Below are 14897 nucleotides of genomic sequence, written 5' to 3' on the forward strand. Positions count from 1 at the left end.
TAAATTTCTCGGTAAATAATTGATTTTGCTGCATAAATTTCAAATTTTTTAGCTGTCAATTTTCGCTTCCTTCTACTCATTTGTGTTACCTATTGTGCTACTTAGCGGACAAATTTGAGGGCTGAGCGAAACGACTTTGGGCCTCTTCGTCAATTTTCTCCGTCTCGTTGATGGCGCTCGTCACACGTAGCTCGGCCCTGCCGGTTTCGAAAGACCTTGCAACGACACGTGCGGTAATCGGCGGCAACGATGTGCAATTGGGCCGCTCCTGATTCGGCAGCAGGCATCAAAAATGCTCGAAGACGAGGTGCCGATCCAGCCGTCGTGCGGAGGAGCCCCTCTCGGCATTCAGCGGAGCGGGGCGTCCAGAAAAAAGGTGCCGGCTGTAGTAGTCCGTGAGCCCGTAGGGGGCTTGGACGTATCAACCGTCACGGCGGCGCGGCCGAGCACGTCGGGGCCATCGTCAGTACGCGGCGATGCCCGTGCCGAAGATCAGGCTTCGACTTGATGCTCGATAAGCGCGCTGTACCAAGACGCCTGCCATGTCGCTGCCCATGTCGCCTTTGCTCGGGGTGCCACAGGTCCGGCCCTGCGGACTGGTGCGCAGCTTCTTTAGCCGATATTCATCGGAAAAAAGGAGTCGGAAAATCATGACCGAGATCTGGCAATCACTCCTCGCCAATCTTGCCCTGGTCTCCGTCCTGGTCGTCGCCTGGGACCTTGTCGCCGATTTCACCGGGCGTCTCTCGCCGCGGATACAGTCGCTGCTTCTCGGCGCGGTCATGTGCGTGGGGGCGGTCATTTCAATGGCGACCGCCTTGTCTGTCTCCGGCTTCGTGGTCGATCTGCGCGCCGCTTTTATCGGCGCCGCGGCGTTCTTCGGCGGATGGCCGGCAATGATCGTTGCCACGACCGGCTCCATTGCCTATCGCCTCTATCTTGGCGGGCAGGGGGCCAATGTCGGCGTCATGGGCATCCTGATCACCGCCGTCGTCGGCCTGGCATGGCACCACATTGTCGCGGCCCGGTCGCGCACGATGCTCGACATATTCGGCTTCGGCGTGTCAGTTGCACTCGCCGGGCTGATCACGCTCCTGGTCATACCCCCGCAAGTCATCACAGGCCTGATCCAGCAGAGCACGTTCCCGTCCCTCCTGTTCCGCTTCCTCAGTACCATGGTGATCGGCATCCTGCTCGACCGGCAACAGCGGCGGCGCGATCTCTCCATGTCCAACATGATCTATCGGGCCATGGTTCGTGCACTGCCGGACTGCCTGAACATAAAGGATGTGGACGGCCGCTTCATCGCCGCCAATCCCGCCACCGCCGAAATGCTGGGGGCCGCTTCAGTCGAGGAGCTCATCGGCAAGACCGATTTCGATTTCTATTCGAAGGACGTGGCCGAGCGCTTCAGGCAGGACGAGGTGGGCGCACTGAAGGCGGGGCAGACATTGCGCATCGAACAGCCGGCGGTCTTTCCGGATGGCAAACAGGGTTGGCTTTACACGCTCAAGGCGCCGTTCCGCGACGAGGCCGGCAAGATCACCGGTGTCATCACCTACAATCGCGAGATTACCGAGCAGAAGCGAAACGCTCAACTCAAGAACGATTTCATTTCGACGGTCAGTCATGAGCTGCGCACCCCTCTGACATCCATCCGCGGCTCGCTGGGCCTGATCGCGGCGGGCGTGGCAGGTGAATTGCCGCCGAAGGCCGCCAACCTCGTCAATATCGCCCACACCAATAGCGAGAGACTGGTTCTTCTCATCAATGACATCCTCGACATGGAGAAGATCGAGTCAGGTGTGATCGCCTTCAAGATCAAGCAGATGCCTGTGCGCCCGATCATGGAGCAGGCGATTGCCGCTAGTTCCAATTACATGGCCGAGAGCCGGATACGTATCGTCCTGGTCGACGATGCCCCGCGCGCCGAAGCCAACATCGATCCGGACCGCCTGCACCAGGTGATGGCCAACCTTCTGTCGAACGCGATCAAGTTCTCGCACGCCGACGGCACCGTGATGGTGAAGCTACAGCGTCGCGATCGCGACATGTTGCGCATCTCGGTGATCGATCAGGGGACGGGTATCCCCGAGGCGTTTCGCAGCCGTATATTCGGCAAGTTCGAACAGGCCGACGCGTCCAGCACCCGCAAGAAAGGCGGCACCGGCCTCGGCCTCAGCATCGTCAAGACCATCGTGGAGAAGCTGGGCGGCGCCGTTTCCTTCGAAACCGAGGAAGAGAAAGGAACCTCGTTCCACGTCGACCTTGCCGAAGCCCGCAGGCTCCACCCGAGGCCGTATCCGCCACCGCGCCCGCCGCGGGAGCCCGATGGCCGCCTACGGGTTCTGATCTGCGAAGACGAGACCGACATCGCCACGGTGATTGCGGCACTCCTGGACTCGGAAGGCTTTTCCAGCGACGTGGCCCCGGACATCGCCACCGCGAAGGCGCTTCTGCAGTCCCGCGATTATGCGGCACTGACACTCGACATCAAGCTGGCAGAAGAATCGGGTATCAAGCTCTTCCATGACATCAGGGCCTCACCAGTGAATTCCGACATTGCGGTAATCGTCATCTCCGCCGTCGCCGATGAGGCCAGGCGCTCGCTGAACGGCACCGCGGTCGGCATTGTCGACTGGTTGGAGAAGCCGGTGGATTCGGGGCGGCTTCACGCCGCTCTTGCCAAGATCGTCGCCAGCAGGAATGAGCAGAGGCCGAAGATCCTCCATGTCGAAGACGACGAGGGTGTGCTAGCCGTGATGTCGGCGGGGCTGGGCTCCGACGTCTCGATCATCTCGGCGAAAACGCTGCAGGAGGCACGGCGGGCGGTTGCGAAGCGTCACTTCGACCTGGTCATCCTCGACATAGTGCTTCCAGACGGATCGGGACTGGACCTGCTCGCCGATCTGCCGCTGGAGACCGGAGTCATCGTGTTCTCGGCGGCCGAACCGGACCAGAAACTCGGCGATCGGGTGCAAGCGATGATGACCAAGACCAGGGCATCGGAGATCGATGTGGCAAAGCTGGTCAGAACCATGTTGGCCTCATCGCGAGATGGCACCAGACCCGCCGCCCGTGCCAAGGAGTGACGATCATGCCGGCAAGAATCCTCTACGTGGATGACGAGGACGATATCCGCGAAATCGCTCAGATGTCGCTGGAGCTCGAGCCGGAATTCGAGGTGCGGTCCTGCTCTTCGGGCGCCGCGGCGCTGACCGATGCCGCCGCATGGCATCCCGACCTCATCTTGCTCGACGTGATGATGCCGGACATGGACGGGCCGGAGACGCTGAAGCGCCTGGCTGCTTCACCGCTGACGGCGTCGATACCCGTGGCCTTTATCACCGCGCGCACCCAGACGCATCAGGTCGAGCGCTATCTCGCCATGGGAGCGATCGGCGTCATCGCCAAACCCTTCGATCCGCTGGCCCTCGCCGGCGAAGTCAGGAAGCTGCTCTCGGAGCATCCCGGGCGCGCGTAGCCGCTGGGTCGAAGGCAGCGGCAAGAAGCCTGTCAGCAAGCTCCGTTTGCCGTTTAGGGCACCTATACCATACCCCAATATTCATCTACTGATTGTATCGAAATACGGCCGTCGCGAATCGGTTTTATTTATGATCGCGCGGCATCGGCCGGCGCGGGAGACCCGCACCGGCCTTGTTTGCATGGACCGCATTGGCGGATGTCGGTTCATGGGTTGATCACTCCGGGGGGCACGAGGCGTGAACCGGAGCAGCACTGGTGAATGGAGCGAAGGCAAGAGTTCTGATCTGCGATGATGACCCCTTGTTGCTTGAACTGATGGAATTCAGGCTGAGGGCGAAGGGATACGAGGTCATCACGGCAGTGGACGGTGCCGAGGCACTGGCGAAGGCGGAACAGGAGGGACCCGACATCATCGTGCTCGACGCGATGATGCCCAAGGCCGACGGCCTGGAGGTGCTGGCTCGCCTCAAGAGCGACCCGGCCCTGTCAGACACGCCGGTGGTGATGCTGACCGCCCGCAAGGCCGAAAGGGACATCGTCTCGGCCCTCGAGAAGGGAGCTGACGACTATCTGGTAAAGCCATTCATCCCCGAGGAACTGCTGGCCCGGCTGGCGCGTTTGATCGCGCGCAAGAATGGGAAACGCTGATGAGGGGCAGCCGGCGCACAGCGCTTGCCGCATGCCTGATCCTGGCCATCGCGGCCACTCCTGGTGCGGTGCTTGCGCAGACGGTCGATGAGCTCTACGCGTCCGCCGTGAAAGCCAGGCAGGCCCGGCATTTCGACGAGGCGGTGGATCTGCTTCGGCGCGCACTCGCGCTCAAACCCGACAACGCCGATGCCTTGGTTCAGCTCGGCTTCGCCGAGCTCGGCCGCAACGATCTGGCGGCGGCGCGCGACGCCTTTTCCAAGGCGCTTTCCCTTGCTCCGACCTATCAAGATGCCAGCTTCGGCCTGGCCGAGATCGAGTTCCGTTCGGGCAATCTGGATGCCGCGCTGCCGCTCGCCGAATTGGTGGCGCGCGCCCAGCCCGGCAACACCGACGTCGCCGCGCTTGTAGAGAACATCAGCAAGGCCATAGAGGCCGCCGGCAGTGAAGCGAGGAAGGCGTCGGTGGCGGCCCCGGCGCCGAGGGCGAAACCGCCCCTCCGGCGGCACGATCCCGTCGCCGGCCTGATGGAGCAAGGTCGGCGGTTGCGAACAACGGGAAAGCTGCCCGAAGCGGAGAAGGTTTATCGCCGCGCGCTTGGGCTGGCGCCGAAGAACACCGACATCTTGGTCGCCCTTGGCCTTATCGTGGGCTCCAGCCAGCGGTTCGACGAAGCCGGGCATTTCTTCGACCGGGCGCTGGCCATAAAGCCCGGCCTTCTCGACGCGCGGATCGGCAAGATCCGCCTGGCGATTTGGCAGGGCGACGTGCCGGGCGCCCGCGCGCTGGTCGATGACGTGTTGGCCTCGTCGCCGGACAATGTGGAGGCGCTCGACCTCGATGCCAAGATCGCCCTGCTCGAGGCCGACTACACGCGGGCCGGGCAGTCGTTCCAGCGCGTGCTTGCGATCGATCCGCGCAATGCCGAGGCGCTGGTGGGGATCGGCGATGTGCGCCGCGCCCAAGGCGACGACGATGCAGCGCGGCAGGCCTACAGAGAGGCGCTCGCCATCGAGCCCGGCTCATCCGACATCGAGAAAAGACTGGCCGTGCCGCCCCCGCGCAAATGGCGGCTCGACCTTGGCACCGAGGTGAGCGATCTCACCAACGGGCTGGGAGACTGGACCGACAGCTCGGCTGGCCTTGCTTATCGGCTGTCGCCGCGCACGACGATTTCGGGCCGCACCCGCGTGGCAACCCGCTTCGACCGCACCGACGTTCAGATCGAGGGCCGCATCGACGAGGCCTTCTCGCCTGCCTTCTCCGCCTATGCGCTCGCCGCGGTGACGCCGGACGCCGATTTCCTGGCGCGCTATTCGATCGGCGCCGGCGCGTCCTTGCAGGTTATGGCGGCGGCGAAGGCGTTCGGCCCCTTGTCGCTCAACATCGACACCCGCTACGACAATTTCACCGACACAAACGTCACCAGTGTCTCGCCCTGGGTGCAGGCCTATATCTTCGACGGCCGGCTGGGGCTTTCCGCCCGCTGGGTGCATGCGGCCGACAATATCGGCACGCGCGCGGACGGCTATGTGCTTAGGGCCGACCTTGCGATGACGCAGCGCTTCAACGTGTTCGGCGGCTATGCGGACGCCCCCGAAATCTCCGACGGCACGCTGGTGCCGACGCGCACCGTCTTCGGCGGCATCTCCTGGGACGTCAACGATCCGCTGACGCTCCGCGCCAGTATCGCACATGAGCAACGCCCGACATTCGACCGAAGCACATTCGGGCTCGGCTTGACCGCGCGGTTCTGATCATGTGGTACATCTGGGATCTTTCCATTTTGCTCAGCGCCCTTTCCCTGGTGATCATGCTGTTCCTGATCGCGCGGCGGGTACTGCAGGAACGCCGAGGCAGGGCACAGATCGATCAGCGGCGCCAGCTTCACACGGCACTGATCGCCTTCACGGAAAACCGGGACCGCGAGGCCTTGAAGGTGGTGTTGCTCGCGGTGCCGGCGGGCGTGGCGATCAATGCCGGCTTCGAGTTCATTTCGCTGCTTCGCGGCGAGGAGTATGACGACGTCCTTGCCGCCTTCGACGAATGCGGCCTGCCGGCGCTTGTCGGCAAGCAGCTGGAAAAAGGCAACAGCGCCGAGCGCATGCACGCGGCCGAGATGCTTGCTGCGCTGCGTTCGGAAAACGCGGTGGCGAGCCTGCTCTCGGCGCTCGACCGTGATCGTTCGCGCGAGGTGAGGATCGCCGCCGCCATCGCGCTCTGCGATCTCGGCAGCCTGCCGCCGCTCGATATCGCGCTGGGCAAGGTCGGCGTGGCGGGACAGCGCTCGCGGCGCCTGATCGAGCTGTTCAGGCGCTTTCCGCCGGCGCGCTTCGAGGAGCTCAGGGATCATGCCGCGCGCACCGACGCGATACCCTTCATCCGGGCCGCCGCGATCGACGCGCTGGCTCATGCCGCCGGGTTCCATTTCGCCGATTTCTTCGCCCGCGCCACCGGTGATCAATCGCCCGAGGTCGCCGCCGCGGCGCTACGCGCGCTGGGCCTCACCGGGCACGCCGAGGCGCCTGCCATCCTGGCGAGCGCGATGGCCAACGGCGACTGGGACGTGCGCGCCGCCGCCGCTGATGCGGCCGGGCGCCTCGGGCTCGCCGGGCTCGCCGCGCCGCTCTCTGCGCTGATGGACGATGAGGCATGGACAGTGCGCTATGCCGCCGCCAACGCGCTGCGCTCGTTTGGCCAGCCGGGAGAACGGCTGCTGCGTGACATCGCTGCGAGCGAGGTCTCGCGCAGCCAGCGCACCGCCTCGCTCATCCTTGCCGAGGGGCCGGCCGCATGATGTCCGACTGGAGCCACGAGATCGTTCTGGCCGCCTCCATTCTGTCCTGGTTCATCATCGGGGCAGGGCTGGCGCAGACCACGATCTATCTGTTGCAGCTCATTATTGCGGCCTACGCGCTTTCCAGGCGCCCGCCGGTCGCGCGCTCGGCGCTGCTGTGGCACCGCTATGGCGATGTCGCGCCGCCGATCGCGCTCCTCGTACCCGCCTATAATGAGGAAGTGAACGTGGTCGAGAGCGTCCATTCGATGCTGGCGCTCGAGTATCCGAATTTCGAGGTGATCGTCATCAACGACGGTTCCAAGGACCACACGCTGCAGCGCCTGATCGAGGCCTTCAAGCTGGTGAAATTCCGCCGGCCTTATGAGGAGGCGCTGGCGCACGAGCCGATCCGCGGCCTCTATTCCTCGCCAATGACCGAGCGGCTGTTCGTGGTCGACAAGGAAAACGGCGGCAAGGCCGATGCCCAGAATGCCGGCATCAATGTCTGCCGCGCGCCGCTTTTCTGCGTGATCGACGGCGATTCCATCCTCGAGCCCGATGCGCTGATGCGCGCCGCCCAGCCCTTCATCGACGACCCCGAGCGCACCATCGCCGTCGGCGGCACGATCCGCATCGCCAACGGATCGAGGATCGAAGCCGGCAGGGTGCGCGAGATCCACCTGTCCAACCGCTTGCTGCCGTTGCTCCAGGTCGTCGAATATCTAAGGGCCTTTCTCATGGCCCGGCTGGCCTGGAGCCGCATCAACACGCTGATGCTGGTGTCCGGCGCCTTCGGCATGTTCCGCCGCACGGAGGTGGTGGCGGTGGGGGGCTTCACCAAGGGCTCGATGGGCGAGGACCTCGACCTCGTCATCAAGCTGCACCGCCACATGAGAGATGCCGGGCGCAAATACCGCATCCAGTTCATTCCGGAGCCGGTGTGCTGGACCGAGGCGCCGGAGACGCTGGGCGTGCTTGCCAGGCAGCGAACGCGCTGGCAGCGCGGCGCGCTCGAATGCTTCTTCCGTTACCGCTCCATGCTGTTCAATCCGCGCTATGGCCGCGTCGGCTTCCTCGGCTTCGGTCACATATTGGTTGTCGACGTGCTAGGGCCGGTAGCGGAGGTGCTGGGCTACATCCTGATCCCGGCATTCTGGCTGCTCGGCATCCTGTCGACCGAGTATCTGCTGGCTTTCACCTCGCTCATCTTCACCTACGGCGTCTGCGTCAGCGTGTGTTCCCTGGTTCTCGAAGAGGCTGAGTTGCAGCGTTTTCCGCGCGCCAGGGACCTCGCCGTGCTCACGGCCGTCGCCGTGATCGAGAATTTCGGCTACCGCCAGCTCAACAATTTCTGGCGCGTGAAGGGCTGGTGGCAATATTTGCGCGGCAACCAGGGGTGGGGCGAGATGACTAGAACCGGCCTGACCGGCGCCAAGAAATGAGCCCGGCCGGCCGCGTCATTCCAGAGTGCGCTCGATCTCCGCGATAAGCGTCTCGAGCGCGGCCCGGGCGGCGTGCGGCTGCTCGATCAGCAGCGTCTCCAGCTCCGACGCTCGTGCGCTGATACCCGGAAAGCCGAACGTTCCGGCAGCACCCGCCAGCGAGTGCGCTATCCTGACCAGCGGATCGCCCGCCTCCCGGGGCAAAGGGCCGCCCTCACATGCGATGGCCTTCAGCTGCCCGAGCTGATCGGCGCACCGGATAAGGAAGCGTTGCCGCAGGGGGGCGAAAGGATCGTTTGAGATGGGTGGTGCTCCAATGGGATGTCGAAACTATTCAAGCAGAAAGCGGGGTAGGTTTGAACTGGCTGCTTGTCGCGCACGACCTCTGCCCGAGGACTGCCCGAGGCCGCGGTTGCGCCAGAAGCGTCGTCGATGCTCAGAAATCGGCCTCCTCGAAGTATTTGGCCTTCAACCATGTGTTCGACGGTCCGCTCGTGTAGCTGCTGTCGGCGCGCTTCGAGATGATGCTCTTGAGCCCCACCCTCTCGATGGCGCGAAAGATCGCTGGCGCACTGCTCTCGAAATGCTCGCTGTACTGGATCTTGCCGAGGCCGTGCTCAACCAGTTGCCGTAGCGCCTGCTTGCGCTGCAGGAGGGGCAAGGAGACTAGATTGCGACCGTCGAGATGGAGGATGTCGAACGCGACGAACGCGAGCCGGCTCGGTTCGTTCCAGATCGCGGCTTCCAGCGAAGGGCAATCGTGGGCGCCCTGCTCGTCTGGCACAATGACATCGCCGTCGATAATGGCGGCCCGGCATGGCAGCTCGACAGCCAGCGCGATGGGCCAATATTTGGTGGTCCAGTCACGGCCGTTCTTGCTGTAGAGGCGCACGCCGCCTTTATCGATGATGATCTGCGTTCGGTAGCCGTCAAGATTGACCTCGTGAACCCATCCCTCATCTCCGGGCGGCTCCTCGACGCAAGTCGGGATCTGCGGCGGAATGAACTCCAGCCGGCGGCCGGTCGCCTTGGCACGCTTACTCAATGACGCCACCTTTGATCGCGCAACGGCGGCCAATCGGCACAGGCAGCCCGACATCCCCCCAACATGGACGCCTGCCGCCTGTGCCGAGCCCCCGCCGAGCCATTGCCAGCATCTGCGCACCAGGCCGAATTGTCGTTACCTTCGCATCCAAATACTTGTCATGGAGTACATATCTCACTCGGTGCGTCACTCTTGTAGTACGCAGTCCGGAGGCTGATTTCGGGCGACCAGGTTAAGGTCCGTTGAGATTCAGGTCAGGCCGAGCCGAGAATGGCGGGTTCCGAGAACCGGAACGGAGCGTACGTTTAGCTACTTGAGTACAGGAAGCGCGGGAAGTCGCCGTTCGCAGGCCGACCTCACCTGAATGTCAACAGACCTTAGTCCATCAAAAGCACCAGGGCGGGATGCAGCTTCTTCAGATTCGGCAAGGATTTCGATTGCCAGGGTATGTCGGGCGTTCCACGCACGACGAACCGAACATCGGGATGCTTGCGCACCTCGATGGTAAATTTCGCCAGCAAGTTGATGCCAGAAGAGTTGAGAAAGTGAAGGTCTTTTAAGTTGAGCGTCATGGAAGAGGGATTTGAGGCAAGAACACTGGTCGCCAGGGCCATGATAGGCGCGCCGGCTTCGGAACTGGCAAGCCGCATGACACCGTCGAAAAAAATATCGCTTCCTTCAAGCCACACGCGGTAGTCGTCTGTTTTGATTTCCATAGACTGGCTTCGCCTCAGCTAGTTGTGAGTTTGCGAGATCGGAATGGAGGCATATGTCTCCAGGCAAATCCGATCGCTTTCGTCGGCGGTGCTGAATATCCAAGCCATGCGTGCGCCATAGTCGCTCATCAACGTCAGCAATCCGAGTCCGGAGCCTGCCATGTCGGGGTTCGCGGCATTCGCTTCGATTCGCTGTATCAGCAGGTCCTTGGGGTCGCCAACCGTGATGTTCGCCAGGAGACTTTGGAACTCGGACACGTCATCACCATCGACGTCATTCAACACCTTGAGCTTGAAGTGCTCCGAATCCATCGATGCCTCGATCACGATCTCACCTTGTGCGCGAAACTTGACGGCATTTTCGATGAGCTCGTTGACCAGATATCCGATGCTATGGTGCACTTCCCTGTAGTCATTGCGGGACGCCTGAAAGCGCAACGCAAAAAGATCGGCGAAGAAGTCCGAGGTCGTGGCACAATGACGCCAACTCAAGTCGAGTGGTCCGTCGAACAGCCGCACACGACTGACACCTTCCATCGTCCCGATAGCAAGCTCAGATGTGCCGAACAGCGTGGTCATTTCTATGTGTGCCTTATGATCACGAGGGTGATGTCGTCATGGATCTTCTGGATTCCGATATGGGCCATCAGATCCTCGACGATTCCGGTTTTGATTTCCTCTGCGCTCCCGCCTTGACGTTTTCGTGCGCTCTGGCAAAGGCGCTCGAACCCGAACAGCCTTCTGTCCTGGTCTTCCGCCTCGGTCACACCGTCGGTGTGCAGCACGATCACGTCGCCGGTCCCGAACTTGATGTCATACGTGTCAATGAACGGCGAGATGTCACTCTCCAGACCAACCGGCAGACCCAGATCAAGCGTGTCGATACGTTCGACTTCCCCGCCCGCACGGACGACAAGGACGTCCTCATGTTGGCCGGATAGCGTTACCCGTCCATCCTCAAAGTCAAGGAAGGCCAGCGAGAGATGCTTGTCGGTGTTCGTCCGCTCAATGTTCTTGTAGATCGCTCTGTTCAACCGATCCAGAAACTGGTGCGGATCCGCTTCGTTGGTCTCCTGCAGCGCGCGTGCGACGGATTGGACCATCAGCATCAGCACGCCGCTTTCGAGACCATGACCGGTCACGTCGCCAATGCCGACCTTGACCCGTGAACCGTTCTGCAGAACGTCGTAGTAGTCGCCGCCGACCTCGTCTGCCGGCCGCATATACGCTGCGATCTCCAGCCCCGGAATCGCTTCGAGTTCGATTGGTTTCGGCAGGACCATCATCTGGATGTGTCTGGCAACCGCGAGTTCGGCACCGAGGCGGACGTTCTCGTCCCGCAACTTTTCGTTGAGTGCGGAAATCTCCTGATTGGCGTCCCCCAACTCCTTGGTTCGTTCGTCGACGAGTTGCTCGAGGTTTTCAGTGTGAAAGCTGATCTCCTCAGCCATCCGGTTGAAGGCAATCCCTGCCGCTCCAACCTCGTCGCGCGTTGGAATGCTCACGCGCACTGAATAATCTTTGGACTGGAGCTTCTGGGCGGCACTGGCAAGCGCCCTCAGGCCCGCTGTGATCCGCTTCGAAATTCCGAGCACGGCCGCAAAGACAATCAGAAGCGAAACGATGATCGCACCGACCTGAAACAGCAGGATGCGATTGGTTGCGCGCGAAATACTCTCCTGCGCGGCGAACAGGGACGCATAGATCTCCCGTTCGGGAACGACGATCCCGACCGACATCGTTTCGGATTTAATCGGTCCCGAACTCCACAGATTGGTCGGCTTCAATCTCTTGAGGACAACGATGTAGGGAACGTGTTCGCCCTTGTTGTCGAGCATGATGTGCTGGATGACACCGTCATTGTTCTGGTCGAGAGGCAGCGACGCGATAGCCGGCTGCGTACTTCCCCGCAGAGACCTTTCCAAGCCGGTGACGCCCTGCGTGCCGGCATCGCTCGATGAAGTCAGGCCGATGATCGCCTGGCCAGACGGATTGATCGCCACCACATTGCCGGTCGACATCGTGAGAAAGCCGAATCCGGTTTGAGCGATCTTCACCCTTTCGACGACTTCCGCCAGCTGATCGAGCGTAATGTCTGCTCCCGCCGTGCCGGCGATACTGGTGCGATCAAGCGTCCACAGCGGGTGGAAAAAGCTGACGATCAGCTTTCCCGTGATCGCATCCGTGTAAGGCGCTGTCTGGGTAATGTCGTCAGGAACCGGACGGGAGGCAGGATCCTTGGCCCATTGCTGCCACGAACCATAGATACCCGGAAAGAAGAATTCCCAGAACTCCGCCTTGTTGTGGCCCGGATAGAGCTTGTCGAAGGTCTGCGCCTGGTCCGTATACGGAACCGTCCTGAAGATGGGCCGTTCTTTTGGACCAATATAGTACATCTGCAATTTGGACGACCCGCTGGCCATGAGGGTCGGCGCGACGAGATCGATCACGGTACTGTCTTCTATTTCCTTCTGAACGCCCGGTAGCGGGGTATGGTCGGCACCCAGCAGGTAGCCCCAGACGCTCACCACGGAAGGCGCGCCCGGCAGATTCTGCGCCCAATTGCCCTGCGCGTCGTAGACGATCTTCACGGAGCCGGGCGCCTGATGCGAAAGCGTCGCTCCGACCTGTTGCTGCCTACTCGGATCGTCGATCTGGGCCTGCAGCACGCCGGCCAGCGCCTTGACGTCGCCATGAACCCGATCGAGCAACAGGTCGACGCTCAACGCCGTCGATTGCGCATAGGAACGAATGTATTCCTGGTTTGCGGTCGTCAGGCCCTCACCGACTTCGGATGTGGCATCGCGCGACAGCTTTTGAACGTTCCAAAGCGCCAGACCGCCGCTCAGCAGTAGGTCGAACAGGACGGCGCCGCCAACGACCAATACGAATTTCGCTCGAAAGGAGCGCAGGCCGAAGCGCGGTGTGGGCTCATTGTCGGCTTTCATTGTGGCCGTTGCCCCGATGCGACCCAGATCGGCCAACCCGCGTAACCCTTGGGGTGGAGTGCAGCGAAAATGTGGTCCTGGAAGCCCTGCCGGAACCGTGCGATGAACTCCGGTCCGTCGCCGCGTCGGGTCGCCATCTCGCCCGCATAGACATCCGCCCAGGCCACAATGACATTGGCGAAGTCCTGCGGATCGCCGTCAAGGTTAGTGACCATGAAGGACTCCACACGTATATCTTCGAACCCGGCTTCGACCAGGTATCGCCGACTCTTGGGCCCGAGCTCGACGTCCATCTCGAAATGCCTGAACAGCTTCGCCACCTCGTTGTAGGTCCAACGAATGCTTTCGGCGCGCGGCTCGCCGAGGCAATGCGAATTCTTCTCGTTGGTAATGTAGACCCGCCCGCCCGGCTTGCATATGCGGTAGAGCTCCTTGAGGATGAGTTCAGGCCGATTGAAGATTTGAAGGGAATGCCGGCAGGTGACCAGGTCGAACTGCGCCTCGTCGAGCAGCATCTCCGATGCATCGCCATAGGTATACTCGATGCCCCGGATATCGAACTCCTTCATCACGCGTCGAGCATAGCTGAGGCTTGACATGGAGTGGTCGAGGGCGACGATCCGCGACGGCTGGAACTCCTTCTGCACGAGCACGGCGAAATCTCCGATCCCACAACAGATGTCGGCCATGACGATCCCGGGCCTCATGCCGTGTCGCGGCAAGATTGCGCGCTCGTGGCGCCAGGTCATCTTTGTTTGCGTGCGCAGGATCGGAACGAACGCGCCTTCCTCGAGGAAGCCCTGCCCCGGATAGAATTGACTGTCATACTCCTCGACCGTGATGTTCGGTTCGATTCCGCTCAAGCGACGGAATTTTCGCGAACTCCATCCGACGACGCTTGACGTGATGACGACGAATTTGAGATCAGGGCGAGCGCGGCAGGCATCGATGATGATCCTCGAAAAGGCGTGAAACGCAGCGCTGTTCATCTGCGTCAGGCGTCTGACATTGACATAGAGAACGCCGCGCACACGACCGATCGCATCGCGAAGCAATGCTATGCTGGGGCCAAGCTCATCGATCGCCTGAGGCCGGACCACCCCCGATATGGAGAACTCCTGGTTGTTCGCGTCGTATTGCGCCTTGAAGCGCGGGAGAAGGTCGTACGGGCCCAATTTTACTGGCCCTCAAGCGGAAGATCCACGACAAGCTTGATTGCATCGCCGTCGGCTTCCTCGACCCAGAGTGTCGCGTTGTAGTCGACAGCCAGTTCCAGGAGGACCATCTCCCGGCTGGGCGCAAGATCCCCAGACACCGAGTTAAGGTATCGCTCCTTGGCCTCGAATGCTGCGACTTGCGACAGGGCCTCTTGGTAGAATTGGCGCTCCCCTGGCAGGCAAGGGAATGTCAGCTCGATCCTATCCGTGGCGCCATGGCGAGACACCCTGCACGCCAATTCGCCGTCGGCGAGGCGCGTGCGAAAGGCGACTTCCAGCAGTTCGTTAAAGGCAGAGGAAAAGAGATTTGAATGCCGGACCGAGTCTGATCTATTTTGACTGATCATCCGCGCCATGTATGTCGAGACATAATCGCAGTGTCTCCAAGCGGAGACGAAAGCCTTGATTTCCATGTCGACCTGGATCATGGGCTCAAACGTCGGCTCGCCAGCCAGGTCATGTTGAACAGGTCCCATCGGCATATTCCCTTGTTTCGTCGATATGAGCCCTGGTTGAGCCATGACCTCCGAGATGGAAAATTTCACCGCGCCCATCATGAGTCAGTCTCGCACCGACTCGAAGAATTGTGCGGTATCTGCCTCGATCGTTTCTACAA

The 14897-nt window shown here is 61.6% G+C and carries 14 protein-coding genes; 6 read left to right on the plus strand and 8 right to left on the minus strand.

The genetic code is table 11. The features are described 5' to 3' along the window. Window positions 1-463: 463 nt before the first annotated feature. Window positions 464-652, minus strand: coding sequence for a hypothetical protein (locus ACLGL5_RS14095; RefSeq protein ID WP_019860263.1), 189 nt, complete (start codon window positions 650-652; stop codon window positions 464-466). On the opposite strand from ACLGL5_RS14095, the gene ACLGL5_RS14100 reads away from it, so the two are divergent. From ACLGL5_RS14100 to ACLGL5_RS14125, 6 genes are all read left to right on the plus strand, one after another. After that, window positions 651-3092: an ATP-binding response regulator gene (locus tag ACLGL5_RS14100; protein WP_069091337.1), complete on the plus strand. Its 2442-nt coding sequence runs from the start codon at window positions 651-653 to the stop codon at window positions 3090-3092. The two genes, ACLGL5_RS14095 and ACLGL5_RS14100, sit on opposite strands and share 2 nt — an antisense overlap. Before the next feature lie 5 nt (window positions 3093-3097). Continuing rightward, window positions 3098-3484, plus strand: a complete 387-nt coding sequence (locus tag ACLGL5_RS14105; RefSeq protein WP_080643975.1) for a response regulator — start codon at window positions 3098-3100, stop codon at window positions 3482-3484. 257 nt (window positions 3485-3741) lie between these two features. After that, on the plus strand, window positions 3742-4134 hold the full coding sequence (locus tag ACLGL5_RS14110; protein ID WP_019860258.1) for a response regulator transcription factor: 393 nt from the start codon (window positions 3742-3744) through the stop codon (window positions 4132-4134). Beyond that, on the plus strand, window positions 4134-5891 hold the full coding sequence (locus tag ACLGL5_RS14115; RefSeq protein ID WP_494372923.1) for a YaiO family outer membrane beta-barrel protein: 1758 nt from the start codon (window positions 4134-4136) through the stop codon (window positions 5889-5891). Before ACLGL5_RS14110 ends, ACLGL5_RS14115 begins: the two co-directional genes overlap by 1 nt. A gap of 2 nt (window positions 5892-5893) precedes the next feature. Then, the gene (locus tag ACLGL5_RS14120; RefSeq protein WP_069091339.1) at window positions 5894-6931 is read left to right on the plus strand and encodes a HEAT repeat domain-containing protein; all 1038 of its coding nucleotides are present in this window, start codon (window positions 5894-5896) and stop codon (window positions 6929-6931) included. Beyond that, window positions 6928-8355 (plus strand): glycosyltransferase family 2 protein, encoded by a 1428-nt coding sequence (locus ACLGL5_RS14125; protein ID WP_064986241.1) that lies wholly within the window; start codon window positions 6928-6930, stop codon window positions 8353-8355. Before ACLGL5_RS14120 ends, ACLGL5_RS14125 begins: the two co-directional genes overlap by 4 nt. A 15-nt stretch (window positions 8356-8370) precedes the next feature. Here ACLGL5_RS14125 and ACLGL5_RS14130 read toward each other — a convergent pair whose 3' ends face one another. The 7 genes from ACLGL5_RS14130 to ACLGL5_RS14160 form a co-directional block, all read right to left on the minus strand. After that, on the minus strand, window positions 8371-8673 hold the full coding sequence (locus ACLGL5_RS14130) for an Hpt domain-containing protein (protein ID WP_080643801.1): 303 nt from the start codon (window positions 8671-8673) through the stop codon (window positions 8371-8373). A 118-nt stretch (window positions 8674-8791) separates the two neighbouring features. Further along, entirely contained in the window at window positions 8792-9433 is a 642-nt protein-coding gene (locus tag ACLGL5_RS14135; RefSeq protein ID WP_236952276.1) for an ATP-dependent DNA ligase, read from the minus strand. Window positions 9434-9777: 344 nt separating this feature from the next. Next, complete coding sequence (locus ACLGL5_RS14140; RefSeq protein ID WP_019860251.1) at window positions 9778-10116, minus strand: slr1659 superfamily regulator; 339 nt, start codon at window positions 10114-10116, stop codon at window positions 9778-9780. Between the two features lie 18 nt (window positions 10117-10134). Then, complete coding sequence (locus ACLGL5_RS14145) at window positions 10135-10695, minus strand: slr1658 superfamily regulator (protein WP_019860250.1); 561 nt, start codon at window positions 10693-10695, stop codon at window positions 10135-10137. Between the two features lie 2 nt (window positions 10696-10697). Further along, on the minus strand, window positions 10698-13064 hold the full coding sequence (locus tag ACLGL5_RS14150; RefSeq protein WP_069091341.1) for a SpoIIE family protein phosphatase: 2367 nt from the start codon (window positions 13062-13064) through the stop codon (window positions 10698-10700). After that, the gene (locus ACLGL5_RS14155) at window positions 13061-14239 is read right to left on the minus strand and encodes a class I SAM-dependent methyltransferase (protein WP_069091342.1); all 1179 of its coding nucleotides are present in this window, start codon (window positions 14237-14239) and stop codon (window positions 13061-13063) included. The genes ACLGL5_RS14150 and ACLGL5_RS14155 overlap by 4 nt, the downstream gene beginning before the upstream one ends. Window positions 14240-14241: 2 nt before the next feature. Then, a complete protein-coding gene (locus ACLGL5_RS14160; protein WP_027047220.1) occupies window positions 14242-14757 on the minus strand; it encodes a hypothetical protein in 516 nt (171 codons plus the stop codon). Between the last annotated feature and the right edge of the window lie 140 nt (window positions 14758-14897).

The organism is Mesorhizobium sp. U510 (assembly GCF_059180695.1).